Annotated in this window: 19 protein-coding genes and 1 pseudogene; 6 read left to right on the top strand and 14 right to left on the bottom strand. The window is 69.0% G+C overall.

Annotated features, from left to right (window positions below; genetic code table 11):
- Positions 1-105: 105 nt before the first annotated feature.
- The 3 genes from rpmA to JWQ81_RS09915 all read right to left on the bottom strand — a co-directional run bounded on the left by rpmA (position 106) and on the right by JWQ81_RS09915 (position 3867).
- Complete coding sequence (gene rpmA / locus JWQ81_RS09905; protein ID WP_297539842.1) at positions 106-375, bottom strand: 50S ribosomal protein L27; 270 nt, start codon at positions 373-375, stop codon at positions 106-108.
- Between the two features lie 15 nt (positions 376-390).
- The gene (gene rplU / locus JWQ81_RS09910; protein ID WP_297539843.1) at positions 391-705 is read right to left on the bottom strand and encodes a 50S ribosomal protein L21; all 315 of its coding nucleotides are present in this window, start codon (positions 703-705) and stop codon (positions 391-393) included.
- A gap of 165 nt (positions 706-870) precedes the next feature.
- Positions 871-3867, bottom strand: a complete 2997-nt coding sequence (locus JWQ81_RS09915) for a translation initiation factor IF-2 N-terminal domain-containing protein (RefSeq protein ID WP_297539844.1) — start codon at positions 3865-3867, stop codon at positions 871-873.
- 531 nt (positions 3868-4398) lie between these two features.
- Here JWQ81_RS09915 and JWQ81_RS09920 point away from each other — a divergent pair.
- On the top strand, positions 4399-5931 hold the full coding sequence (locus tag JWQ81_RS09920; protein WP_297539845.1) for a S8 family serine peptidase: 1533 nt from the start codon (positions 4399-4401) through the stop codon (positions 5929-5931).
- 6 nt (positions 5932-5937) lie between these two features.
- On the opposite strand, the gene JWQ81_RS09925 is transcribed toward JWQ81_RS09920, so the two are convergent.
- The 7 genes from JWQ81_RS09925 to JWQ81_RS09955 form a co-directional block, all read right to left on the bottom strand.
- Positions 5938-6765 carry an ABC transporter permease gene (locus JWQ81_RS09925; protein ID WP_297539848.1) on the bottom strand — a complete coding sequence of 276 codons (828 nt, stop codon included), beginning with the start codon at positions 6763-6765 and terminating at the stop codon, positions 5938-5940.
- On the bottom strand, positions 6766-7632 hold the full coding sequence (locus JWQ81_RS09930) for an ABC transporter permease (protein WP_297539850.1): 867 nt from the start codon (positions 7630-7632) through the stop codon (positions 6766-6768).
- Positions 7632-8546, bottom strand: a complete 915-nt coding sequence (locus tag JWQ81_RS09935; protein WP_297539943.1) for an ABC transporter ATP-binding protein — start codon at positions 8544-8546, stop codon at positions 7632-7634. Before JWQ81_RS09935 ends, JWQ81_RS09930 begins: the two co-directional genes overlap by 1 nt.
- A gap of 78 nt (positions 8547-8624) precedes the next feature.
- Positions 8625-9383 (bottom strand): maleylpyruvate isomerase family mycothiol-dependent enzyme, encoded by a 759-nt coding sequence (locus JWQ81_RS09940; RefSeq protein WP_297539852.1) that lies wholly within the window; start codon positions 9381-9383, stop codon positions 8625-8627.
- Positions 9384-9462: 79 nt separating this feature from the next.
- The gene (ndk, locus tag JWQ81_RS09945; RefSeq protein ID WP_297539854.1) at positions 9463-9873 is read right to left on the bottom strand and encodes a nucleoside-diphosphate kinase; all 411 of its coding nucleotides are present in this window, start codon (positions 9871-9873) and stop codon (positions 9463-9465) included.
- Positions 9874-9937: 64 nt separating this feature from the next.
- Positions 9938-10351 (bottom strand): DUF4233 domain-containing protein, encoded by a 414-nt coding sequence (locus JWQ81_RS09950; protein WP_297539855.1) that lies wholly within the window; start codon positions 10349-10351, stop codon positions 9938-9940.
- Positions 10348-11973, bottom strand: a complete 1626-nt coding sequence (locus JWQ81_RS09955; protein ID WP_297539945.1) for a folylpolyglutamate synthase/dihydrofolate synthase family protein — start codon at positions 11971-11973, stop codon at positions 10348-10350. Before JWQ81_RS09955 ends, JWQ81_RS09950 begins: the two co-directional genes overlap by 4 nt.
- Before the next feature lie 369 nt (positions 11974-12342).
- Here JWQ81_RS09955 and JWQ81_RS09960 point away from each other — a divergent pair, with 369 nt between their 5' ends.
- Positions 12343-13251 (top strand): SGNH/GDSL hydrolase family protein, encoded by a 909-nt coding sequence (locus tag JWQ81_RS09960; protein ID WP_297539857.1) that lies wholly within the window; start codon positions 12343-12345, stop codon positions 13249-13251.
- Here JWQ81_RS09960 and JWQ81_RS44855 read toward each other — a convergent pair.
- The 3 genes and pseudogenes from JWQ81_RS44855 to JWQ81_RS09970 form a co-directional block, all read right to left on the bottom strand.
- Positions 13233-13676, bottom strand: a complete 444-nt coding sequence (locus tag JWQ81_RS44855) for a hypothetical protein (protein WP_366942277.1) — start codon at positions 13674-13676, stop codon at positions 13233-13235. The two genes, JWQ81_RS09960 and JWQ81_RS44855, sit on opposite strands and share 19 nt — an antisense overlap.
- Before the next feature lie 6 nt (positions 13677-13682).
- Positions 13683-13943 (bottom strand): annotated as a pseudogene (locus JWQ81_RS44860) (alpha/beta fold hydrolase); the annotation flags it as partial.
- Positions 13907-14686, bottom strand: a complete 780-nt coding sequence (locus JWQ81_RS09970) for an alpha/beta hydrolase (protein WP_297539859.1) — start codon at positions 14684-14686, stop codon at positions 13907-13909. The pseudogene JWQ81_RS44860 and the gene JWQ81_RS09970, both read right to left, overlap by 37 nt.
- A gap of 105 nt (positions 14687-14791) precedes the next feature.
- Between JWQ81_RS09970 and JWQ81_RS09975 the strand changes: the two genes are divergently transcribed.
- A complete protein-coding gene (locus tag JWQ81_RS09975; protein ID WP_297539861.1) occupies positions 14792-15679 on the top strand; it encodes a LysR family transcriptional regulator in 888 nt (295 codons plus the stop codon).
- Positions 15680-16048: 369 nt separating this feature from the next.
- On the opposite strand, the gene JWQ81_RS09980 is transcribed toward JWQ81_RS09975, so the two are convergent.
- The gene (locus JWQ81_RS09980; protein WP_297539863.1) at positions 16049-18682 is read right to left on the bottom strand and encodes a valine--tRNA ligase; all 2634 of its coding nucleotides are present in this window, start codon (positions 18680-18682) and stop codon (positions 16049-16051) included.
- A 223-nt stretch (positions 18683-18905) separates the two neighbouring features.
- Here JWQ81_RS09980 and JWQ81_RS09985 point away from each other — a divergent pair, with 223 nt between their 5' ends.
- The 3 genes from JWQ81_RS09985 to JWQ81_RS09995 all read left to right on the top strand — a co-directional run bounded on the left by JWQ81_RS09985 (position 18906) and on the right by JWQ81_RS09995 (position 23060).
- Positions 18906-19337 (top strand): MarR family transcriptional regulator, encoded by a 432-nt coding sequence (locus tag JWQ81_RS09985; protein WP_297539865.1) that lies wholly within the window; start codon positions 18906-18908, stop codon positions 19335-19337.
- 71 nt (positions 19338-19408) lie between these two features.
- Positions 19409-20734, top strand: a complete 1326-nt coding sequence (locus JWQ81_RS09990) for an MFS transporter (protein WP_297539950.1) — start codon at positions 19409-19411, stop codon at positions 20732-20734.
- A gap of 19 nt (positions 20735-20753) precedes the next feature.
- Positions 20754-23060 carry an FdhF/YdeP family oxidoreductase gene (locus tag JWQ81_RS09995; protein WP_297539867.1) on the top strand — a complete coding sequence of 769 codons (2307 nt, stop codon included), beginning with the start codon at positions 20754-20756 and terminating at the stop codon, positions 23058-23060.
- Positions 23061-23132: the final 72 nt, after the last annotated feature.

The following is a 23132-nucleotide window of genomic DNA, read 5'->3' on the forward strand; positions in this document are numbered from 1 at the left end:
TCTTCCGTACCTGCTGAGTTGGTGACTAACGCAAAAACGAGGGGCGGTACCGGATCTATTCCGGCCCCGCCCCTCGCCTGAAGTCTGTGAAACGCGGTCCCTGGATCAGACCGCAACCGGAGCTTCGACCGGAACGATGTTCATGGTCTTGCGACCACGCTTCGAACCGAACTCGACCACACCAGCGGTGAGGGCGAACAGCGTGTCGTCGCCACCGCGGCCGACGTTGACGCCCGGGTGGAACTTGGTGCCGCGCTGGCGGATCAGGATCTCACCGGCGTTGACGGCCTGGCCGCCGAAACGCTTGACTCCGAGCCGCTGAGCGTTGGAGTCACGACCGTTGCGGGAGCTGGACGCACCCTTCTTGTGTGCCATGGCTGCGCAGTCCCCTTACTGGTTGATGCCGGTGACCTCGACGCGGGTCAGCTTCTGCCTGTGACCCTGCCGCTTGTGGTAACCGGTCTTGTTCTTGAACTTGTGGATGCGGATCTTGGGACCCTTGGTCTGCTCGACGACCTTGCCGGTGACCGAGACCTTCGCCAGCGCGTCGGCGTCAGTGGTGACCTCACCGCCGTCCACCACCAGCAACGCGGGGAAGGTGTGCTCGGTGCCGGGGGCGCCGACGAGCTTCTCGACCTCGACGACGTCGCCGACGGCCACCTTGTACTGCTTGCCGCCGGTCTTGACGATCGCGTACGCCGACACGGGAGTCTCCTGCTTACTCGACAATGGGTGGGGGCTTGTGCGCTCGGCCCGCCCGAAGGCGGTCCGGTGCTCGCACAATGCGACCCGCTCTAACGGCGGGCCGCATTACAGGTTACGGGCTACCCGGATCGGGGTGTGACCCGGGGTAGCCGTAACCCGCTCGAACTAGTTCTTGTCCGCGCTGACCGGCGGACCGGCCGGCCGTGAAGCCGCGCGACGGGGACGACGACGCGTGCTGCGCCCGGCCGGAGCCGGTACGTCGACCTCGGGTACTGCTTCCTCTGCCACCACGTTCTCGGGTGTCTCAGCGGGCTTCTCAGCCGCTGTGACCACCGGTTCGGCAGCGGGTGCCACCTCGGGCTCAGCAGCCCGTGCGTGACCGTTGACAGCCGGTTGCTCGATCTGCTGAGGAGCTGTTTCGGCGTGTTCGTGGTGCTCGGTGTGCTCGCCGTGTTCCCGGTGCTCGCCCGACGCGACCTTCGACGCGTTGGCCATCGCCTGGACCGCCGAAACCACCGACTCCCGCTGCTCCGGCGTGGGGGCCGGGACGACCGGCTCCACGCGGGGCGCCGCCGGCGCCTCGGTGTGCCCGCTGTCCTCGCCCTTGGCGCCGCGGCCGCGGGACCGACGCGAGCCGCTCTGCTGCTGCCCGCCGTTCCCACCACCGTTGCCATTGCCGCCGCCGTTGCCATTGCCACCGTTCGAACCGCCGGCCTGGGTGTGTCCGCCGCCGTTCGACGCGGTGCTGCCCGCCGTGCGCTGCGGCTCGGTGGAGACGACCACGCCTCGGCCCTTGCAGTGCTCACAGGGGGTCGAGAAGGCCTCGAGCAGCCCGGTGCCGATCTTCTTCCGGGTCATCTGGACCAGGCCCAGCGAAGTGACCTCGGCAACCTGGTGACGCGTGCGGTCCCGGCCGAGGCACTCGGTCAGGCGACGCAGCACGAGCTCGCGGTTGGACTCGAGCACCATGTCGATGAAGTCGATGACGATGATGCCGCCGATGTCGCGCAGCCGGAGCTGGCGGACGATCTCCTCGGCGGACTCCAGGTTGTTCCTGGTCACGGTCTCCTCGAGGTTGCCGCCGGAACCGGTGTACTTACCGGTGTTGACGTCGATCACCGTCATCGCCTCGGTGCGGTCGATGACCAGGTAACCACCCGAGGGCAGCCAGACCTTGCGGTCGAGCGCCTTGGTGATCTGCTCGTCAATCCGGTGCTCGGCGAAGACGTCACCGGTCCCGACGTACTTCTTGAGGCGGCTCGCGAGGTCAGGCGCGACGTGCTCGACGTAGGTGCTGATGGTCTCCCACGAAGTGGCGCCCTGGACCTCGAGCTTCCCGAAGTCCTCGGTGAACAGGTCGCGGACGACCTTGACCAGCAGGTCCGGCTCTTCGTAGAGCATGGTCGGGCCGCTGGACTTCTTGCCGCTGCCCGCTTCCGCCTTCTCCTTGATGACCTCCCACTGGGCGGTCAGGCGGCGGACGTCGCGGCCCAGCTCCTCCTCGTCGACGCCCTCCGACGCGGTGCGGATGATCACACCGGCGTCCTCGGGGACGATCCGCTTGAGGATGTCCTTGAGCCTGCGGCGCTCGTTTTCCGGCAGCTTGCGGGAGATGCCGGTGGCGCCGCCGGCGGGCACGTAGACGAGGTAACGGCCGGCCAGCGAGATCTGGGTGGTCAGCCGGGCGCCCTTGTGCCCGACCGGGTCCTTCGTGACCTGCACGAGGACGCTGTCGCCGCTGGAGAGCGCCTGCTCGATCTTGCGAGCCTTGCCCTCGAGCCCGGCGGCGTCCCAGTCGACCTCGCCGGCGTAGAGCACGGCGTTGCGGCCGCGGCCGATGTCGATGAAGGCGGCCTCCATCGACGGCAGCACGTTCTGCACGCGGCCGAGGTAGACGTTGCCGACGATCGAACCGGTGCTGGAATCAGTCACGAAGTGCTCGACGAGGACCCCGTCCTCGAGCACACCGATCTGGGTGGAGTCGTCCTTCTCGAGCACGACCATGGTGCGGTCGACGGCTTCCCGGCGGGCCAGGAACTCGGCCTCGGACAGGATCGGCGCACGACGACGTCCGGCCTCGCGGCCGTCACGGCGGCGCTGGCGCTTGGCCTCGAGCCGGGTCGAGCCGCGCACACTGCGCACCTCGTCACGGGCCGGGCGTTCACGCTCGGGCGCCTCGCCCTTGCTCTGGCGGACATGGACGACGGTGTTGGGCGGGTCGTCGTCGGCCGAGTGGCCGCTGGAACCACCGGCGGCACCCGAAGTCTCGGCCGAGTCGTCCTCGCCGCCCTTGCGGCGACGGCGGCGACGGCGGCGCTTGTTGGCGCTGTCCCCGTCGTTGTCGGCGTCCGAGTCGGCGTCTGCTTGGGCATCCGCTTCGGCCTTGGCGGCTTCGCCCTCCTCGACGACGGCAGCGACGCTCTTGGGGTTACGGCCGCGCTTCTGGCTGGGCGCGCGCTCCGGCTCCGGCTCCGACGACTGCTCGTCTTCGCCCTCGGCACCCTCGTAACCGCCTTCGTCGCCACCCTTGCCGCGACCACGGCCACGGCGGCCGCGACGACGACGCCGCCGACCGTTGGGGTCGTCACCGTCACCGTCGTTGTCGCCGTCCTGGTCGCCTTCACCGGGCTCGACGGACTCGACGGCCGCCTGCGTGCGCTCGTCCTCGACGACTTCGTCCTCGACCGGCACGGGCTGCTGCTTGCGCACGGGCGCAGCGGCGGGCTCGGGCGGCAGGAAGATCGGCGACGGCGCGGCGAAGACCGGTACGTGCGCGGCGGGCCTGCGGCGACGGGCCGGGGCTTCCTCGACAACCGGAGCGACTTCGGCTTCCGCCGGTGCGGGCTCGGCGCGCTGCGCGCTCTCTTCGGCTACCGCGATCTGCGGCTCCTCTGCGGCGGGCTGTTCGGCCGACGCCTCTTGCCCGCCGAGGCCCAGTGCCCCGGCCAGCCTCACTGCCACATCCCTCGTCACGCTCGACTGCGCGCTCCGAGTGCTCTCCCCGAGTTCCGCGAGCTTGGCCAGCAGATCCCGGCTGTTCGACCCGAGCAGCTTCGCCAGTGCGTGCACCCTGATCCTGGCAGGCAACCCGTCCAGCGAACCGGCCGAGGATGTGGCGGTATTCCCGCCGGTGTTCTCGGCGGGTGTTTCCGCGTTCGACATATATCTCCTTCGCCCCCGGGCGCGTCTGCCGGTATGCACCGGAAGGACGCGGCCGCGCAGGGGCCCCTTTCTGTTGTGTCCGCCGTGGTGGTCACCGACGACGGGAATCCTTGCCTCTCGCCGCGACGGCGCCGGGGTCCGGCTGCCCGTCGATGGCAGGTCACTCGGCGGCACGCTGGCTGAGCTCGTCGCGTCTATCGCTTCCCACGTCGTCGAGCCGCCCGATACCCCGAGCAGCGACTCCCATGGTGCTCGTTCAGCACGTCACCGGGCCACAACGCCTCCGGGCCCCGCCTCTCGCGGTGCCCGTCGACCCAGCGGCCACACCGAGTATCCCACACAGCGACCAAGAGACCGTCCGGTCGGTGCCGCGGCGCGTCCCGGGCGCGCCGCGGCCACCAGCCGGGCGAACTTTCGCCGAGAGCTTGTCCGGCCGGAGCCGGGTGGCTAGCGTGCGGCTCGAGACCTGCGCCGGCGGGAGTGTGGCCCCGGCACGTCGATCACCCCGTCCGCTGTCCGGTTGGAGGCCCGGTGTCCGTGTTCGGGCGGCCGCTGCTGGCGGCCGCGCTCGCCGCCGTGGCCCTGTCCGGGAACGTGTCCGCCGGGAACCCCGCGGTCGAGCCGACACCTGCCGTCAGCACTGTGAACGCCGTCGAGGTCGCCAGTGTTCCGAGCCTCGCTCCGCAGACGCCGTGCGCCGTGGCAGAGCGGCCGCTGCGCTACGTCCTCGACTTCGACCGCGGGACGACGTCGGCCGCCGCGACCGGCGAGATCGCCGCGGCCTGCGGGTCGACCACCGTGTACTACCCCCAGATCGCGGTCGCCGTCGCCACCTCGACGGACCCCGCCTTCGCCGGCCGGATCGGACCCGGGCGCGCGTTCAGCGCGCAGGGCGAACGGCTTGCCGCGCAACAGGCCAACAGCAGCACAACGGAGCCGAAACAGGTGGTCAGCCGCTCGCAGGAAGGCTCGGCCGACGACGCGGCGACGCCGAAAGCAGACCGTTCGGCCGAGCAGTGGGACATGCGCGCCATCGGTGCTCCGGCCGCCAGGGCGATCAACCCGGGAAGCCGCGACGTCGTGGTGGGCGTACTCGATTCGGGCGTCGACCCGAATCAACCGGAGCTCGCCCGCGCGATCGCCCCCGACCTGTCCGCGGGCTGCCTCACCGGCGCCCCCGACACGGCGGAACAGGCCTGGTCGCAGACCACTTCCCCGCACGGAACGCACGTCGCCGGCATCATCGCCGCGGCCGCCGACAACGCCGGGATCACCGGCGTGGCGCCCGGGGTCCGGATCGCCTCGGTCAAGGTCATCGACGACCGCGGGTACGTCGACCCCGAAGCCGTGGTCTGCGGGCTCATGTGGGCGGCGAAAGCGCGGATGAAGGTCACCAACAGCAGTTTCTTCGTGAACCCGTGGGGCTTGTCTTGCGCCCACTCCGGCGACGACCACGTCGTGCACGAGGTCATCGCCCGCGCCGTCGAGTACGCGACGTCGGCGGGAACGCTGAACGTCGCGGCTGCGACGAACGAAGCGGTGAACCTGACACCGTCGCCCGGCTCCGGCCGGCCCTCGACACCCCAGGACGGCACGGGCCCCGGCTGCGAGGCGCTGCCGGCCGGCCTGCGGGACGTCGTCGCCGTTTCCGCTGTCGGGGCGAACGGGGTGAAGGCCGGCTACAGCTCGTACGGTCTCGGCGTGATCGACGTCACCGCTCCTGGCGGCGACGCTGGTCAGTGCGTGCTTTCTACTGTCCCTGGCGGATATGCGCCGCTGTGCGGCACGTCCATGGCCGCTCCGCACGCGGCCGGCGTGGTGGCGCTGCTGGCGTCGGCGCACCCGTCGTTCGGCCCGAAACAGCTGCGCGCCGCCCTCGACAACGAGGCCGTCCCGATCGCCTGCCCGGCGGACTACGACCTCACCGGCGACGGCACCCAGGACGCCTACTGCGCCGGATACGAGGGCTACAACGGCTTCTACGGCCATGGCATGGTCAACGCGACGGCCGCCGTACTCCCCGCCCGCGATCCGAATCTCCCTTCCACCGGCCCGACCCGGTAGCGGGGCTTAGCGCAGCAGGAGGCTGCCTAGGCGGCGGGAGGTCGCGTAGAGGCCGAAGAGGGCGAGCGCGAGCAGGTACGCGACGTGGCCGAACATGCCCGGCGAGAGTACCCCGACCGAGAGCCCCCGCATCAGCTCGACCCCGTGGTACAGCGGCGAGCATTCCACCACGATCCGCAGCGCGTGCGGATACACCGTCAGCGGGTAGAAGGTGGCGGAGAACAGGAACAGCGGCACCAGCGCGAGCTGGACCAAGTCGAACTGGGACGGCGAGCGCAGGAAGGTGGAGCAGGCCATGCCGACCGCGGCGAAGGTGAAGGCCACGAGGATCGCCGCGGGCACGATCAGGATCGCCCACGGTGTCACGACCAGGCCCATCGCGGCCATTACGCCGAAAAACGCGACCGCGTAGATCCCGCCGCGGATCACCGCCCAGCTGATCTCCCCGAGCGCGATGTCGAACGGGCCGATCGGGGTGGCCAGCATCGCGTCGTACGTCTTGGCGTACCGGACCTTGAAGAACACGCCGAACGTCGAGTCGAACACCGCGCCGTTCATCGCCGAGGACGCCAGCATCGCCGGCGCGACGAACGCGACGTAGCTGATCGGGTGACCACCCGGCCCGACGACCTGGGTGACGAGTTTCCCGAGGCCGAACTGCACCGCGAGCAGGTAGAAGAACGGCTCGCAGATCCCGGAGACGAACAGCAGCCAAGCGCGCGAGTAGACCAGCATGGACCGTTCGACGAGCGCGCTCGCGCGCCCGGAGTACATCCCGGCCGGGAGCATCCGCAGGAGCAGGCCGCCGCGTTTCGGCCGATCGAGGACCGCCATTCAGACCACCAGCCGACGGTAGAAGTAGGTGCGTGCCGCTATCGCGCCGGCCGCGAACACCGCGCACAGGAAGGCGAAATGGCCGACCATCTCCCATCCGCCGACGCCCCCGACACTGACCCCGCGGGCCAACTGGTTGCCTTGCCACAGCGGGGAGATCCACGCCAGCCAGCGCAGCCAGATGGGGAGCTGCCCGATCGGGAAGAACGTGCCGGAGAACAGTGTCATCGGCATCACCACGAACCGGGCCAGCAGCGCGAATCGCGCCCCCTCATCGAAGGTCGTCGCGGCCATCGCCATGACCGGAGTCGCGCACGCGAGCCCGGTCATGGCGCCGACGAACACGACCAGGATGGCGCCCGCGTTCGTCCAGGCGCCGAAGAAGAGCGCGACCACCGCGTATACCGCTCCGGCGAGTGTCAGCCGGACCGACACCCAGAGCAGCTGCCCGCCGAACACCTGCCCCGGTGAGATCGGGGTCGCGGTGGCGGCGATGTAGTCCCGCTGCCACTTGAAGCCGGACAGGACGCCGTAACTCGATTCACCGATGGCGATCTGAAGCGCGCCGGACACCAGCAGGGTGGGTGCGACGTACTGCAGATAGGACAGGCCTCCGGTCGCCGGACCGGCAGGCACCTGCGAACCGAAGCCGAGCCCCATCGCGGCCAGGAAGAGCACGGGCTGCAGCCCGGAGGAGTACAGGTTCGCCGTCCAGTACCGCTTGTACCAGGTCCAGTACCCCTCGAACCGCAGGAACGCGCCGCGCCAGGTACCGACCACGCGACCGGTCGACGCGATCGTCCCGACAGCGTTCCCCACGGCGTTGTTCCCCACGGCGTTGTTCCCCACGGCGGGATCGACGGCCATCAGTCGACCAGCGTCCGGCCGGTGAGGCGCAGGAACACGTCCTCCAGCGAACTGCGCCGCACGAGGCTCGAAACGGGCCGCGCTCCCCTGGCGTGGACCTGTTCGAGCGTCGACTCCCCGGCCGCGGTGTAAAGCAGCACCCGGTCGGGCAGCACCTCCACCCGGTCGGCGAGGTCCTCCACCGTGCGGGCGGACGATTCCTGCTCACCGGGGGCGAACCGGAGCTCGAGGACCTCGCGGGTGGAGTGCTTCGCGATGAGTGCGGCCGGGGAGCCCTCGGCCACGATCCGGCCCTTGTCCATCACGACCAGGCGATCGCACAGCTGCTCGGCCTCGTCCATGTAGTGCGTGGTGATGATCAGCGTGACACCCTGGGCCTTGAGCCGGAAAAGCCTGTCCCACAACAGATGCCGCGCCTGCGGGTCGAGCCCGGTGGTGGGCTCGTCGAGCAGCAGCAGCTCCGGGTCGTTGACGAGCGACCGGGCGATGGTCAGCCGCCGCTTCATCCCGCCGGAGAGTGGCTCGACCTCCTCGTCGGCGCGGTCGGTGAGCTGGGCGAACTCCATCAGCTCGACGGCCTTGCGCTTCACGTGTGCCCGGGAAAGCCCGAAATACCGGCCGTAGACCTGCAAGTTCTGCCGGACGGTCAGCTCGTTGTCCAGGTTGTCCTGCTGCGGCACCACCCCGAGGCGGGCGCGGATGTGCGGACCGTCGACATCCGGGTCCATGCCGAGCACCCGGAGATCGCCTTCGGTACGCGGGGAAACGCAGGCGATCATCCGCATGGTCGACGACTTGCCGGCGCCGTTCGGCCCGAGGAAACCGAACGCCTCCCCGCGCGCGACCTCCACATCGATACCGCTGACGGCTTCGAACTCGCCGAACCGCTTCACCAACGCCTTGGCCTGGACCATCGTCCGGTCGTTTACAGGGGTGTCGTCCACATCACGCACCCTAGAGCCGACCACCGACAAAAATCGACCGATTACCTGCTACGGCGTCAACCCGGCGCCGAGGAAGTCCATCGACACCGCGGGTTCGCCGGTGGTCTTCAGCCCGGATTCACCGGCGGGACGCCGTTTCCACATGAACAGCAACAGATCCTCGGCATACGCCTCGACGCTCGTCTCGGCGTTTTCGCCGTCGGCGACCGTACTGGCCAGCGGAGGACCGTCCCCGTCAGCGGGACGCACCAGCCACGCATGACCCGTGTCGACCGTGCGCACGAGCAGGGGTTTCGGCAGCGGTGGCGCCGCGTGCCACCGCTGCACCTTCGGCAGCAGGACGGTCAACACCTCATCGACCCCGTCGGCGGCGACCACCGGCGCGAACCTCACCGGCGCGCCCGCCGCGAGCGAAGCGTCGAACAGGTGCATCGCGGTCTCCTGGACCTGGCGGCGGAACCAGAAGGCTTTGTCCTTGCCGCCGCCGCCGAAATGCCAGCAAGGTGCCGCCGGATCGGCGCCGCGAAAGGCCTCGATCAACTCCGCCGCCGAGTCGGCATACCAATCGGCAACGCCTGGGCCGGGATCAGAGGCGAAGGCCTGCTCGGGCCGCTCACCGGTGATCACGATCCGGGCCGCCCAGCGGTGGATGTCGCCGAGGTGGGCGCCGAGGTCCCGCAGGCGCCAGTCCCCGCAGGACACCACCGGGCTGTCGAGCTCGGCCGTCCGCAGGGTGTGCTGGAACCGCGAGGTGAGTCCCTCTAGCAGGGACAGGTACTCCTCGGGTGCGAGAGGAAGCGTGCTCATAACACCCGAGGCTACTGAAGACTGAAAACCGGGGTGGAAAAGGCCGGACGACAGGCGCTTTCCCACCCCTGGACCCGGCTCAGCCTTCCGGGAACCAGAGCTTCAGTTCGCGCTCGGCCGACTCCGGGGAGTCCGAGCCGTGCACCAGGTTGAACTGCGTCTCCAGCGCGAAGTCCCCGCGGATCGTGCCCGGGGTGGCCTTCTCGACCGGGTCGGTGCCGCCGGCGAGCTGGCGGAACGCGGCGATCGCGCGCGGCCCCTCGACGGTCAGCGCGACGAGCGGGCCCGAGGTGATGAACTCGATCAGCTCACCGAAGAACGGGCGCTCCTTGTGCTCGGCGTAGTGCTCCTCGGCGACCGAGCGCTCGACAGTGCGCAGTTCGACGGCGGCCAGCTTGAGCCCCTTGCGCTCGATACGCGAGATGACCTCACCGACCAGTCCGCGCTCGACGCCATCGGGCTTGACCAGAACCAGCGTGCGTTCAGTCACGACGGTGTTTCTCCTTTGGTGAATGCGTGTTAACGCGCGCAGTCTATGGGCGGCTTCGTGACGCTCAGGCGTCGGGAGTCGTCTGCTGCTGGCTCGGCAACCGGCCTTCGGCCATACGGCGGGCGACGTCGCGGCGCAGCCAAAGCACCCAGAGCCAGAAGGCCAGGAAGATCAGGCCCAGCACGGCAAGCCCGGGTGAGGCCACGACGAAGGCGATCAGCGCGAACTGCAGCACCAGCACGGCGGGCACCGCCCACGACCGCTTGAGCAGTCCGCAAAGGACGACCAGCGCCAGCGCGACGCCCATCGCCGCCCACCAGGCGCCGGAACTGACGCCGCCGCCGAGGTGCGAGATCACCGGCAGCGCGAGCGCGACGGCGATGGCCTCCATGATCAGGGAACCGGCCATGACCCCGCGGAAGGACTTCATCGGGTCCTTGGCGGGCGGTTTGACCTGACTAGCGGTCTCCTCGGTCATGAAGGCTCCTTGCCGAACAGGGTCCGGGCCTCGCCCGCGGTGAACACCGACCCGGTGATCAGCACGCCGCCCCCGGACATCGACTCCTCCGGGTTGTCGCCCTGCTCGACGAGGCCGATGGCGGTCTCGATCGCGGAATCCATCGCGGACTCGGCAATCACCCTGTCCTCACCGAAGACCTCGATGGCGAGCGCGTTGAGCTCTTCCAGCGGCATCGCCCGCGGCGAGTTGTTGACCGTCACCACGATGTCCGAGATCGCCGGTTCCAACGCTTCGAGGATCCCGCGCGCGTCCTTGTCCGACATCACCGCGACCACGCCCACGAGGCGCCGGAACGCGAACTCCTCCGCCACCGCCGCCGCCAGCGCCTTGGCGCCGTGCGGGTTGTGCGCGGCGTCGAGCAGTACGGTCGGCGCCGAGCGCACGCGCTCCAGCCTGCCGGGCATCTCCACCTCGGCGAAGGCCTCGCGGACGGCCTCGATGACAAGCTGCCTCTCGGCGCCGGCGCCGAAGAACGCCTCGACCGCGGCGAGCGCCAGCGACGCGTTGGCCGCCTGGTGGGCACCGTGGAGAGGCAGGAAGATTTCGTCGTAGACCCCGCCGAGCCCCTGCAGCTTCAGCAGCTGGCCACCGACGGCGATCTCGCGGCTGAGCACGCCGAATTCGCTGCCGGCGCGGGCGATGCTGGCGTCGACCTCGACAGCCCGCGCGAGCAGCACCTTGAGCACTTCGGGGTCCTGCTCGGCGATGACCACGACGCTGCCGGACTTGATGATCCCGGCCTTCTCTGCGGCGATCCCGGCGAGGTCGCTGCCGAGGTACTCGACGTGGTCGATGCCGATCGGGGTGATCGCTGCCACGTCGGCGTCGGCGACGTTCGTCGCGTCCCAGGAGCCGCCCATGCCGACCTCGATCACGGCGGCTTCCACGGGCGCGTCGGCGAAGGCTGCGAAAGCCATCCCGGTGAGGACCTCGAACTTGCTCATCGGGGGCGCGTCCGGCTGCCCGGCTCCGTCCACCATGGCCACATACGGCGCGATGTCGTGGTAGAGGTCGACGTACCGCGCGGCCGAGATCGGCGCGCCGTCCAGGGCGATGCGCTCGGTGACGAGCTGGAGGTGCGGGCTGGTGTACCGGCCGACCCGCAGGCCCATCCTGGTCAGCAGCGCGTCGATCATCCGGGTGGTCGAGCCCTTGCCGTTGGTGCCCGCGACCTGCAGGACCGGGTACCCGCGGTGCGGCTCGCCCAGCACGTTGACCAGCGCGGAGATCCGCGAAAGCGACGGCTCGATCTTGGTCTCGGGCCAGCGCTGGTTCAGCTCCGCCTCGACCTTGAGCAGCTCGCGACGGGCCTCGGGACCGTTCGGGTCGACGGCGGCTTCAGGGCCGCCCTGGTCATCGAGTTCGTGGAGTTCGAGGTCTTCGGTGCCTTGCAGATCCGGGACCGGGCCGAGCACGACGTTGTCGCCGAGCTGGCCGACCCCGCCGATCCCGCCGCCGGCGCCGCCACCCGCGGAGTAAGCCGCGTCGGGCCCGTCGAGCGAGGTTTCGGAGTCGTCGCCGTACTCGTGGGAACGCGGACCGAGCTCGTCGACCCCGGCGTAGCTGTCCAAATCGGACAGCTCCGGCCGCCCCCGTACCTCGCCGCCGGGGAACTCCTCGGTGTCGAACGACTCTTCGCCGGAGTCGCCGGCCTCACCTCGCGGCACGCACAGCTCCCAACTCGTACTTCTGACCTGACCTGCCCGAGTCTACGTGCGGGTTGACCGGCTGCGGTTACCGGCAGTGCCCGGCCGGAAGCCCCGGTTCACGACCAGCTTCGATATACACCGTAAGCAACACGAATATCACCCGTTGTTATAACCCTCCCGAGTGAAGCTTGGTCTTGACTACCCGATTGGCGGCAGTCGGCGGCCGCCAGGAGTGGCTAAAACCTCAACTGTGTCCGCGGAATCGCGACGTCGGAAGACCTGCGAAGGATGTGGGATTTCATGCGTGCCAACCGGATAGTCCTCACCAGTGCCCTGGCGATGCTCTCGCTGACGGCCTCCACCCTGACCGCGGCGGCCGTCACCGCGGCCCCGCTCGCGCCGAGCCACTCGAGCCACTCGAACTACTCGAACTACGTTGCGTTGGGCGATTCCTACACTTCGGGCCCGTTCATCCCGAGCCAGCGGCTCGACCCGCTCGGCTGCGGGCGGTCCACTTCGAACTATCCGGCCTACTTGGCGGCGAAACTGAACGTGCGGTCCTACACCGACGTCAGCTGCGCGGGCGCGACCACTGCGGACATGACCCAGGACCAGGGCGTCCTCCTCGGCTCGAACGATCCGCAGTTCACCGGACTGCGGATCGACACCGACCTGGTCACCATCGGGATCGGCGCCAACGACTCGGGCGTGTTCGGCGAACTCATCGCGACCTGCCCCGGTCTGCGCGCCTCCGATCCGACGGGCGACCCGTGCCAGCGGCACTTCACGATCAACGGCGTCGACACGGCGAAGGCGGCACTGGCCGCGACCCAGGCCAACATCACCGCCGTGCTGCACGGCATCCACGTGCGATCACCCCAGGCGAAGGTGCTGGCTGTCGGCTATCCGCGAATCGCCCCGGCGACCGGCTACTGCCCCAGCGTGCTGCCGATCGCCGACGGCGACTACGCGTGGCTGACCGAAGTCGAGACGGCCATCAACTCGGCGATCCAGCACGCTGTCGCCACCGACGCGAAGTCGTCCTTTGTGGACACCTTCGGTCCGTCGTCCGGCCATGACATCTGTGCGGGGGCCGGCGCCGCGTGGATCAACGGCCAGCACGACAACATCTTCGCCGCGGCCGCCTACCACCCGTTCCAGCGCGGGATGGCCGGGGTGGCCAGCCTGATCTACGCGGCGCTGCGGTGACGCCACCGGTCAGCTTCCCGGCAAGCCGTCCAGGAAGCTGACGATCGCATCGACGAAGTCGGCGGGGTCCTCACCAGGGGCCCCTGCCCGGCCTCGATCTCGGCGTACCGCGCGCCGCGGATCCCGACGACGAGCTCCCGCTGCTGGACGGCATCGATCAGCCGGTCGTGGGCACTCCCGAAGACCAGCGTCGGTGCGGTGACCAGCGGAAGCAGCGCGGTGAGGTCGACGGATTGGTCAACCTGAGTCTGCCGGTCCGCACCCGGCGCGATCATGCCGATGAGGTCCGTCACGAGGGCCTCGTTGCCTTCCGCGGTCACGCCGGCCCAGTACCGCGGCCCGAACGCCATGAGCGGGAGCGCTCGCGCGAAGAGCGCCTTGTCCAGAGCCAGCAGCTCGAGCCAAAAGCGGAACTCCGCGTCCATGCGAGCGTCGGTACGAACCCAACCGGCGTGCAGGAAAAGGGACTCGACCCGCTCGGGCCGGGTGGCGGCGAGATGCGTCGCGACCGCGGAGCCGAGCGAATGCCCGACGACGTGATACGACGTGAGCCCCGCGTCCGCCGCCGCCGCGGCAGCCTCGTCGGCGAGGTCACCGACGGTCAGCGGGCCGCCGTGGGCTGAACTTCTACCTTGCCCATGATCGTCCTTTTCCCTTAAGGTGCAACACTCTTGAGCGCGAGCCGCAGCGATGCGTTGAACTCGGCCGGGCGCTCCTGATGCGGCATGTGCCCGGCTCCCTCGATCACCAGGAACTCGGCTGCCGCGGTCAGCGCGGCACAGGTCCGCGGGACGTCGAGGGGGATCGCCGGATCGAGCTCGCCGTGGAGGTAGGCGATCGGCACGGTCAGTCCCGGCAGCAGCGGACGCGGGTCGTGGGTGGTGCTCTCGGTGAGCAGCTCGTCGATGTACACCCCGGCGTCCAGGACCTGCCGGACGGTCCAGTCGACCAATGCCGGTGACACACCCGGCGCGTACCAGCCGGACACCCAGTCGACGACCGTGCCCGCGCGATCAGCCGCCAGTTTTCCGGGCAGTGCCAGCACTTCGTCGACTATCGCGGTCGCGGGCCAGTAACCGGGACCGTCGACGACGACCAGGCCGCCGATCCGGCCGGGATGGCGCAACGCCAGGTCGGTGCCGAACACGGCGCCGATCGACGAGCCGACGACGATCGGCGCGTCCAGGGCGAGCTGGTCGAGGACACTGACGACGTCGGCCACCACCCCGGCGATGGTGTTGCCCGCGGCCGGCCGCCCCGAGCGGCCGCAACCGCGCCAGTCCAGGGTGATGACGCGGTGTTCGCGGACGAACTCGGGCAGCTGGGCGTTCCACACCCGGCCGCTGGTCCCCCAGCCGTGCAGGAACACCACCGGGCGTCCGGCACCTTCGTCCTCGTAGTAGAGCTCGGTTCCGTTGACGGTGAGATTCGGCATCGTGCCCCCTTTTCCTTGGTGGACCCAGTCAACCTCTGGGAGGGATTCGGGCCGAGGAGCAAAGACGGCTTAGACTCATCACGAACCGTGATGAATGGGGGCCACGTGGTGGAACTGCGTCAGCTGCGTTATTTCCTCGCCGTGGCCGAGGAGCTCCATTTCGCCAAGGCGGCCGAACGGCTGCACATCGTCCAGTCCGCGGTCAGCCAGCAGGTGCGGAGGCTCGAGCGCGAGCTGGACGTCGAGCTGTTCGACCGCACCACGCGCAGTGTGCGGCTGAGCGAGGCGGGGCAGCTCTTTCTGCCGCACGCCAAGGAAGTTCTGGCCGCGGAGGAGCGCGCGCTCGCGTCGATCGAGGAGTTCCGCGCCGAAGCGGCGAGCACGCTGCGGCTCGGCACCACCGAGGGCATCGGCGACCGGCTGGAACGGCTGCTCGGCGAGTTCGTCCGGCGCGCCCCGGACGTCCAGCTCGAGCTCGTCAACGCACCGACCGAGCTACGTCTGCGGCAGGTCCGCTCCGGCGAACTGCACGCGACGCTGGTGCGGGGCGACTGGGAGCATCCGGAGCTGGACTTCACGCCGCTCTGGGAGGACAGGGTTTTCGTCGCGCTGCCATCGGCACACCCGCTCGCTAAGCAGGACGTCGTGAGCTTCGCCGAGTTGAAGGATCTGCCGCTGCGACTCAGTACGCGAGAACGGAACCCGACGCTCTACGACCTCATCGTCGGGTCATGCCGTGAAGCCGGGTTCGAGCCGCGCTTCGGCAAGGAGTTCACCACCGCGCAGGACACTCTCGGCACCCTCGGCTTCGCAGCCCCCCAGTGGACGGTGTTCTACGAGGCCCACACCAATGTGCTCCCCGTGCCGGGCGTCAGCTTCCGGCCGCTGAAAGACCCGGTGCCGACCATGCCTACTTCCCTGGCGACCAAGGCGGACGTGCGCCTCGGGCCCGGCCTGCTCGCGCTGATCGAAGCCGGGCGCGCCAGCAGCTGAAGGTGGCCTTGAGGGGGCTTGGAGTACGACTGTGTAGGGCGGGAACGTCGTGTGGGGGTCCGGTCTACGGCAGCTGGGACAGGGGCGGCCTGGGCACGTGGACTGGATCAGAGGCCGCGTCTGTGGGGCTGGTGGTGTCGGTGTGACTGGGGTTGGCCAGTCCGGTGCCGTCGTGGACGAAACGTCCCCCGCTACAAATGATTTGTACTAAACATCCCCCGAGTCGCTCGCACGCGAGCCGCAACGCCACAGCAGCACCCACTTGCCCCATCAGCCCCACGGCGTTCCCTCGGGGCCATCCTGATGGCGGCCGCCGCACTGGCGTTAGAAGCCACAAGGGTGGCCCCGAGGGGGCTTTGGAGCCGGAAACTACGCCTCGGGCAGGGCCGCCAGGAGTGCGGTGATCCGGTCGATGTCGGTCAGGGCGGTCTCGCGGCGGCCCCGGATCTTCGCGACAACCGGCTCCGGCGCCTTGTCCATGAACGACTGGTTGGCGAGCTTGACGTCGGCCTGCGCCAACTCCTTCTGCGCCGCCCCGAGGTCCTTCTGCAGCCGCTTGCGCTCCGCGACGACGTCGACCGTGCCCGACAGGTCGAGTTCGATCTTCGCGGCGCCCGTGGTCAACCCGACCTCGACCGACACACTCGGCGCGAAGCCGTCTTCTCCCACGGTGAGCCGGACGAGCGAACGGACGGAGTCCGCGTGCCCGGACAGCTCGTCGAACCCGGGACCGGAGAGCCTCGCCGCGACCTTCTGCCCCGGTTTGAGGCCCTGGTCCGCGCGGAACCGGCGGATCTCGGTGACCAGCTTCTGCACGTCGGCGATCCGGCCGTCGACGACCGGGTCCGCGTAACCGCCGGTGACCGTCGGCCACTGCGCCACGACGACGGACTCGCCGCCGGTGAGCGAGGTCCACAACTTCTCGGTGATGAACGGGATGAACGGGTGCAGCAGCCGCAACACGGTGTCGAGCACGTGGCCCAGCACCAGCCTGGTACGCCCAGCGACCTCTTCGGTGCCGTCGTAGAACTGCACCTTCGCCAGCTCGAGGTACCAGTCGCACAGCTCGTTCCAGGTGAACTGGTAGAGCGTCTCGCTGGCCTTGGCGAACTGGAAGTCGGCCAGTTGCGCGGTGACCTCGCCGACGACGAGGTCGAGCCGGCCGAGGATCCAGCGGTCGGCCTCGGTGAGCTCGGCCACGGGCGGCACTTCGCCCGCCACGGTGGCGCCGTTCATCATGGCGAACTTCGTGGCGTTCCACAGTTTCGTGGTGAAGCTGCGAGCACCGGTGACGGCTTCCTCGCTGATCGGCAGGTCGGTGCCCGGGTTGGCGCCGCGGGTCAGCGCGAAGCGCACCGGGTCGGTGCCGTAGAGGTCCATCCACTCGATGGGGTCGACGCCGTTGCCCGCTGTCTTCGACATCTTCTTGCCGAACTTGTCGCGCACCATGCCGTGCAGGGCGATGGTCTTGAACGGCGGCTCGCCGGTGGCGTAGATGCCGAACATCATCATCCGCACGACCCAGAAGAACAGGATGTCGTAGCCGGTGAGCAGCACCGACGTCGGATAGAACTTGTTCATGTCCGGCGTCTTCTCGGGCCAGCCGAGGGTGGAGAACGGCCACAGCCCGGACGAGAACCAGGTGTCGAGGACGTCCTCGTCCTGGTGCCAGCCCTCGCCGCTCGGCGGCTGCTCGTCGGGGCCGACGCAGACGACCTCGTCGTTCGGGCCGTACCAGACCGGGATCCGGTGGCCCCACCACAGCTGGCGCGAGATGCACCAGTCGTGCAGGTTGTCGACCCAGTCGAAGTACCGCTTGCGCAGCTCCACCGGGTGCACGTCGACCCGGCCGTCGCGCACGGCGTCACCGGCGGCCTTGGCCAGCGGGCCCACCTTGACGAACCACTGCAGCGAAAGCCGCGGCTCGATCGGCTCCTTCGACCGCTCCGAGTGACCGACGCTGTGCAGGTACGGGCGCTTCTCCGCGACGATCCGATCCAGCTCGCGCAGGCGTTCGCGGATCGCGACCCGCGCCTCGAACCGGTCCATCCCATCGAATTCCGTGCCGGTGTCGGCTATCCGGCCCGTCTCGTCCATGATCGTCAGCATCGCGAGGCCGTGCCGCTGGCCGATCTCGAAGTCGTTCGGGTCGTGCGCCGGAGTCACCTTGACCGCGCCGGTGCCGAACTCCGGGTCGACGTGCTTGTCCGCCACGATCGGGATCCGGCGGCCGGTGAGCGGCAGCTCGACCTCCGTGCCGACGAGATGCGCGTACCGCTCGTCGTCGGGATGCACGGCGACCGCGGTGTCTCCCAGCATCGTCTCGATCCGCGTGGTCGCAACGACGATCGCGTCGGCACCGTCGCCGTACCGCATGGAGACAAGCTCGCCCTCGACCTCCTTGTGCTCGACCTCGGCGTCGGACAGCACCGAACGCAGCTCCGGCGACCAGTTGACCAGCCGCTCGGCGCGGTAGATCAGGCCGTCTTCGTAGAGCCGCTTGAAGATCGTGTTGACGGACTTGGACAGCCCGTCGTCCATGGTGAAGCGCTCGCGGGACCAGTCGACGCCGTCACCGAGGCGCTTCATCTGTGCCAGGATCTTGCCGCCGTACTGTTCCTTCCACTCCCAGACGCGCTCGACGAACGCCTCGCGGCCGAGCTCGCGGCGGCTGGTCCCCTCGGCGCGCAGCTGCTTCTCGACGAGCGCGTGCACCGCGATGCTGGCGTGGTCCATCCCGGGCAGATACAGCGTCTCGTCGCCGAGCATGCGGTGGTAGCGGGTGACCGCGTCGATCAGCGTGTGCTCGAAGGCGTGCCCGATGTGCAACGAGCCGGTGACGTTCGGGGGCGGGATGACTACCGTGAACGGCGGCTTGTCCGACGTCGCGTCGGCCGTGAAGTATCCGGCGTCTACCCAACCCTGGTAGAGCGTGGCTTCTTCTTCGGCCGGGTTCCAGGCACCCGGAAGGTCGGTCTGCTGCTGAGGAGCGTTCTCGGTCACATTGTCAAGTCTACGAACCCGCGCACGCGCGTTTCATCCGGCGTGCTCACCGGCGGTAACGATCACCACCCCACGGCGATTGAGGAGCGTCACGTCACTGGGCGAAGGCTGTCCGTTATGGACAATCGCAGCATCGATCTGACGGACGGTTGCGGCCCCTGAGAGGTCGTTCTCACATCCCGCCGAGATGCACAGGACGGACTCAACAGTCTAGACTGTGGTTATGGTCTCGAACCACGTCGCACACTCCGCGGGTGAACTGCGCGGGGTCGTCGGGCAGCTGCACCGGCGGCTGCGCCAGGTCGACAACGCCGAGGTGCTCACGCCGTCGCAATCCGCGGTCCTGAGCAGGCTCGACCGCGACGGCGCGGCCACGCAGGCCGAACTCGCGACCGCCGAGCACGTCCGCCAGCAGTCCATGGCGGCAACGCTGGCCGTCCTCGACGAGCTCGGCCACCTCACGCGGACGCGCGACGCCAACGACGGCAGGCGCACCATGATCGCGCTGTCCGACCTTGGCCGCAGCACCGTCCGCGGGGTGCACCAGCACCGCGCCGAATGGCTGGCCGACGCCATGGCCGCGGAGCTCACCGAAGCAGAGCTCAAGACCGTCACCGACGCGCTGCCGCTGCTGCGGCGCCTTGCCCAATGCTAGGAGTCACCACGAGCACGGAAACCACGTCCGACCTCACCAAGCGGTTCAGTCCGCGCATGGTCACCCCGCTGGTGGCCAGCGCGATCCTCAATCCGATCAACTCGACGCTCATCGCCGTCGCACTCGTGCCCATCGGCCAGAGCTTCGGCGCCGGTCCCGGGCAGACCGCTTGGCTGATCTCCGCGCTCTACCTCGCGACGGCCGTCGGGCAGCCCGTCGTCGGCCTGTTCGTAGACCGCTTCGGCGCCCACAAGGTGCTGCTCAGTGGCGCGACGATCGTGCTGCTGGCCGGGATCGCCGGGATGTTCCCGATTTCCGTCGGCTGGCTGATCGGCGTCCGCGTCGTCCTGGGAATCGGGACCTGCGCTGGTTTCCCGGCGGCCATGGCGGTCCTCCGGCACCACGCCGAAGCGACCGGCCAAGGCGTCCCCGCACGCGTGCTCTCCGTGCTTTCCCTCTCCTCACAGACGATCATGGTCATCGGCCCGACGCTGGGCGGCGCGTTGATCGGCCTGTTCGGCTGGCCGGCGATCTTCGCGGTGAACATCCCGCTCGCCGGCACCGCGATGCTCCTCGCGATCCTCTGGGTGCCGAAAGACAACCGAGCCGACCGTCCCGCGCCGTCCGGCCGCATCGACGTGCTCGGCATCGCGCTGTTCTCGCTGACGCTGCTTTCCGTGTTGTTCTACGTGATGAGTCCCGGTGTCGGAGATCTGTACCTGCTCGGCATCGCCGTCGTCCTCGGCGCGGCGTTCGGCTTCGTCGAATTGCGTTCGCCACAGCCGTTTCTGGACCTGCGGATGCTCGGAGCGAACAGTGCGATCCTGCGGACGTACCTGCGCCAGGCGCTGTCGTACCTCGTCATCTACGCGATCATGTTCGGTTACGTGCAGTGGCTCGAGGAAGGCCGCGGGCTGAGCGAGTCAGCAGCGGGCGCGATGCTGCTGCCGATGTCGCTGGTCGCCGTCGTGGCGGCCGCCTCGACCGGCCGGACCAACGGCGTCCGGGCGCGCCTGATCATCACCGCGGTCGCGCTGGTCGCCGGGTCCGCGCTCCTGCTGCTGGTCGGCAGCGGCACCGCGCTCTACGCCCTGCTCGGGATCGGCGCGCTCTTCGGGCTCGCACAGGGGCTGACCAGTGTGACCAATCAGACGACGCTCTACCGCGAAGCGCCGGCGGAGCAGATGGGAACCGCCAGCGGCCTGTTCCGGACCGCGCAGTACCTGGGCGCGATCGCCGCGTCGACGCTGATAGCACTGTGCTTCGGAACACATGCGGGGTCGGGCGGGCTCCACAGCCTGGCCTGGTCACTGGTGGTCGCCAGCGTGGTTCTGCTCGGGGTCACCGTGCTCGACCGGGGTCTGAAAGCCACCCCCGTACTCGCGAAAGCGGAGTAGCTGGCGCACCATGGGGGACGTGACCCGCAAAGCGCCTGAACACGACGTCGACGAGACCCTTCTGGAAGTGGGCAAGCCCAAGGACTGGGCAGCCGGGATTCCGGGAGTGGCCGTCTCGCTGCTGCGCGGCGTGGAGCAGATGGGCACGGGCCGCACGGTCAAGACGTTGCGCCTGCTCAACCAGCGCGAGGGCTTCGATTGCCCCGGCTGCGCCTGGCCGGAGCCGCGCGAGGCGCACGGCGAGAAGCGCAAGATGGCCGAGTTCTGTGAGAACGGCGCGAAGGCCGTCGCCGAAGAGGCGACCAAACGCCGGGTCGGGGCCGAGTTCTTCGCCAAGCACCCGATCGAGGACCTGCGAGTCAAGACCGACTACTGGCTGGGTCAGCAGGGTCGGATCACTGAGCCGATGGTGTTGCGCGAAGGCGCGACCCACTACGAACCGATCTCGTGGGACGACGCGTTCTCACTGGTAGCCGCCGAGCTCAACGCGCTCGACGACCCGGACGAGGCGATCTTCTACACCTCGGGCCGCACCAGCAACGAAGCCGCGTTCCTCTACCAGCTGCTGGTGCGCTCCTACGGGACGAACAACCTGCCGGACTGCTCGAACATGTGCCACGAGTCCTCGGGCGCGGCGCTGTCGGAGACCACCGGCATCGGCAAGGGCTCGGTCAGCCTCGCCGACATCCACCACGCCGACCTGATCGTGGTCGTCGGGCAGAACCCGGGCACGAACCACCCGCGGATGCTCTCCGCGCTCGAAGAGGCGAAAGCCAACGGCGCCAAGGTCATCGCGGTGAACCCGATGCCCGAGGCCGGGCTGATGCGCTTCAAGAACCCGCAGAACGTCCGCGGCGTAGTCGGCAAGGGCAGCCCACTCGCGGACGAGTTCGCGCACATCAAGCTCGGCGGGGACCTGGCCCTGTTCCAGGCGCTCGGGCACCTGCTGCTGAAAGCGGAGCAGGAAGCCCCGGGGACCGTCCTTGACGCGCAGTTCATCGACAGTTCCACAAACGGCTTCGACGAGTACCAGAAGCAGGTCCGCGACCTCGACTGGGACGACGTCGACAAAGCGACCGGACTCCCCCGCGAGCAGATCGAACACATCGCGCGGATGCTCATCGAGTCCCAGCGCACGATCTATTGCTGGGCCATGGGATTGACCCAGCACAAGCACGCTGTGCCGACGATCAAAGAGGTCGCGAACCTCGCGCTGCTGCGCGGGATGATCGGCAAGCCCGGCGCGGGCCTCTGCCCGGTGCGCGGGCATTCCAACGTCCAGGGCGACCGGTCGATGGGCATCTGGGAGAAGATGCCGGAGACGTTCATGGCGCGGCTGTCGGACGAGTTCGGGATCCCGATCCCGCGCAAGCACGGCATGGACACCGTCGACTCGATCCGCGCGATGCGGGACGGCAAGGGCAAGGTGTTCTTCGCCGTCGGCGGCAACTTCGCTTCTGCCACACCGGATACCGAGCTGACCGAGAACGCGCTGCGCTCCTGCGAGCTGACGGTGCATGTGTCGACGAAGCTGAACCGTTCGCACGTCGTGCACGGACGCACGGCGCTGATCTTGCCGACGCTGGGCCGCACCGAGCACGACGTCCAGGCGGACGGCGAGCAGTTCGTGACCGTCGAGGACTCGATGTCCGCCGTGCACATGTCGCGGGGACGGCTGCACCCGGCGAGCGAACACCTGCTCTCGGAGATCGCGATCGTCTGCCGGCTGGCCGGCGCGCTGTTCGGCGCCGAGCATCCCGTGCCGTGGCAGGACTTCGAGCGGAACTACGACCTCATCCGCGACCGGATCGCCGCGGTGGTCCCGGGTTGCCAGGACTACAACGCGCGCGTCCGCGAGCCCGACGGCTTCGTCATGCCCAACTCACCGCGTGACTCGCGGGAGTTCACCGGGACGAAGACGGGCAAGGCGAACTTCACCGCCAGCGAGCTCGAGTACCCACGCGTGCCGCAGGGGCGGCTGCTGCTGCAGACCCTGCGGAGCCACGATCAGTACAACACCACGATCTACGGCTTGTCGGATCGCTACCGCGGCATCGAAAACGGCCGCCGCGTGGTGTTCGTGAACCCCGACGACATCGTGGAACTGGGTGTCGCCGACGGCCAGCTGGTCGACCTCGTTTCGGAGTGGCGCGGCGGAAACCGTCGCGCGGAACGGTTCCGCGTGGTGTCGTACCCGACCGCTCGCGGCTGTGCCGCGGCGTACTTTCCCGAGGCGAACGCGTTGATAGCACTGGACTCCGTCGCTGACACGTCGAACACCCCCGTGTCGAAAGCCATCGTCATCCGCCTGGAACCGATCGCCTGACTTGCCCGCGGGACAACCCGCGGCTGTTCAGGGGACATGGCCCCGCGCCGCCGCGGAAAATCGTGGCGCGGG

It is taken from the genome of Amycolatopsis sp. (assembly GCF_025464955.1).
GTDB lineage: Bacteria > Actinomycetota > Actinomycetes > Mycobacteriales > Pseudonocardiaceae > Amycolatopsis.

Coding starts and splice junctions, on each gene's coding strand:
- rpmA (WP_297539842.1), bottom strand. CDS start 375: ATGGCACACAAGAAGGGTGCGTCCAGCTCCCGCAACGGTCGTGACTCC.
- JWQ81_RS09950 (WP_297539855.1), bottom strand. CDS start 10,351: ATGACCGAGGAGACCGCTAGTCAGGTCAAACCGCCCGCCAAGGACCCG.
- JWQ81_RS44855 (WP_366942277.1), bottom strand. CDS start 13,676: ATGGACGCGGAGTTCCGCTTTTGGCTCGAGCTGCTGGCTCTGGACAAG.
- JWQ81_RS09970 (WP_297539859.1), bottom strand. CDS start 14,686: ATGCCGAATCTCACCGTCAACGGAACCGAGCTCTACTACGAGGACGAA.
- JWQ81_RS09915 (WP_297539844.1), bottom strand. CDS start 3,867: ATGTCGAACGCGGAAACACCCGCCGAGAACACCGGCGGGAATACCGCC.
- JWQ81_RS09985 (WP_297539865.1), top strand. CDS start 18,906: ATGGTCTCGAACCACGTCGCACACTCCGCGGGTGAACTGCGCGGGGTC.
- JWQ81_RS09940 (WP_297539852.1), bottom strand. CDS start 9,383: ATGAGCACGCTTCCTCTCGCACCCGAGGAGTACCTGTCCCTGCTAGAG.
- JWQ81_RS09935 (WP_297539943.1), bottom strand. CDS start 8,546: ATGGTCCAGGCCAAGGCGTTGGTGAAGCGGTTCGGCGAGTTCGAAGCC.
- JWQ81_RS09960 (WP_297539857.1), top strand. CDS start 12,343: ATGCGTGCCAACCGGATAGTCCTCACCAGTGCCCTGGCGATGCTCTCG.
- JWQ81_RS09925 (WP_297539848.1), bottom strand. CDS start 6,765: ATGGCGGTCCTCGATCGGCCGAAACGCGGCGGCCTGCTCCTGCGGATG.
- JWQ81_RS09930 (WP_297539850.1), bottom strand. CDS start 7,632: ATGGCCGTCGATCCCGCCGTGGGGAACAACGCCGTGGGGAACAACGCC.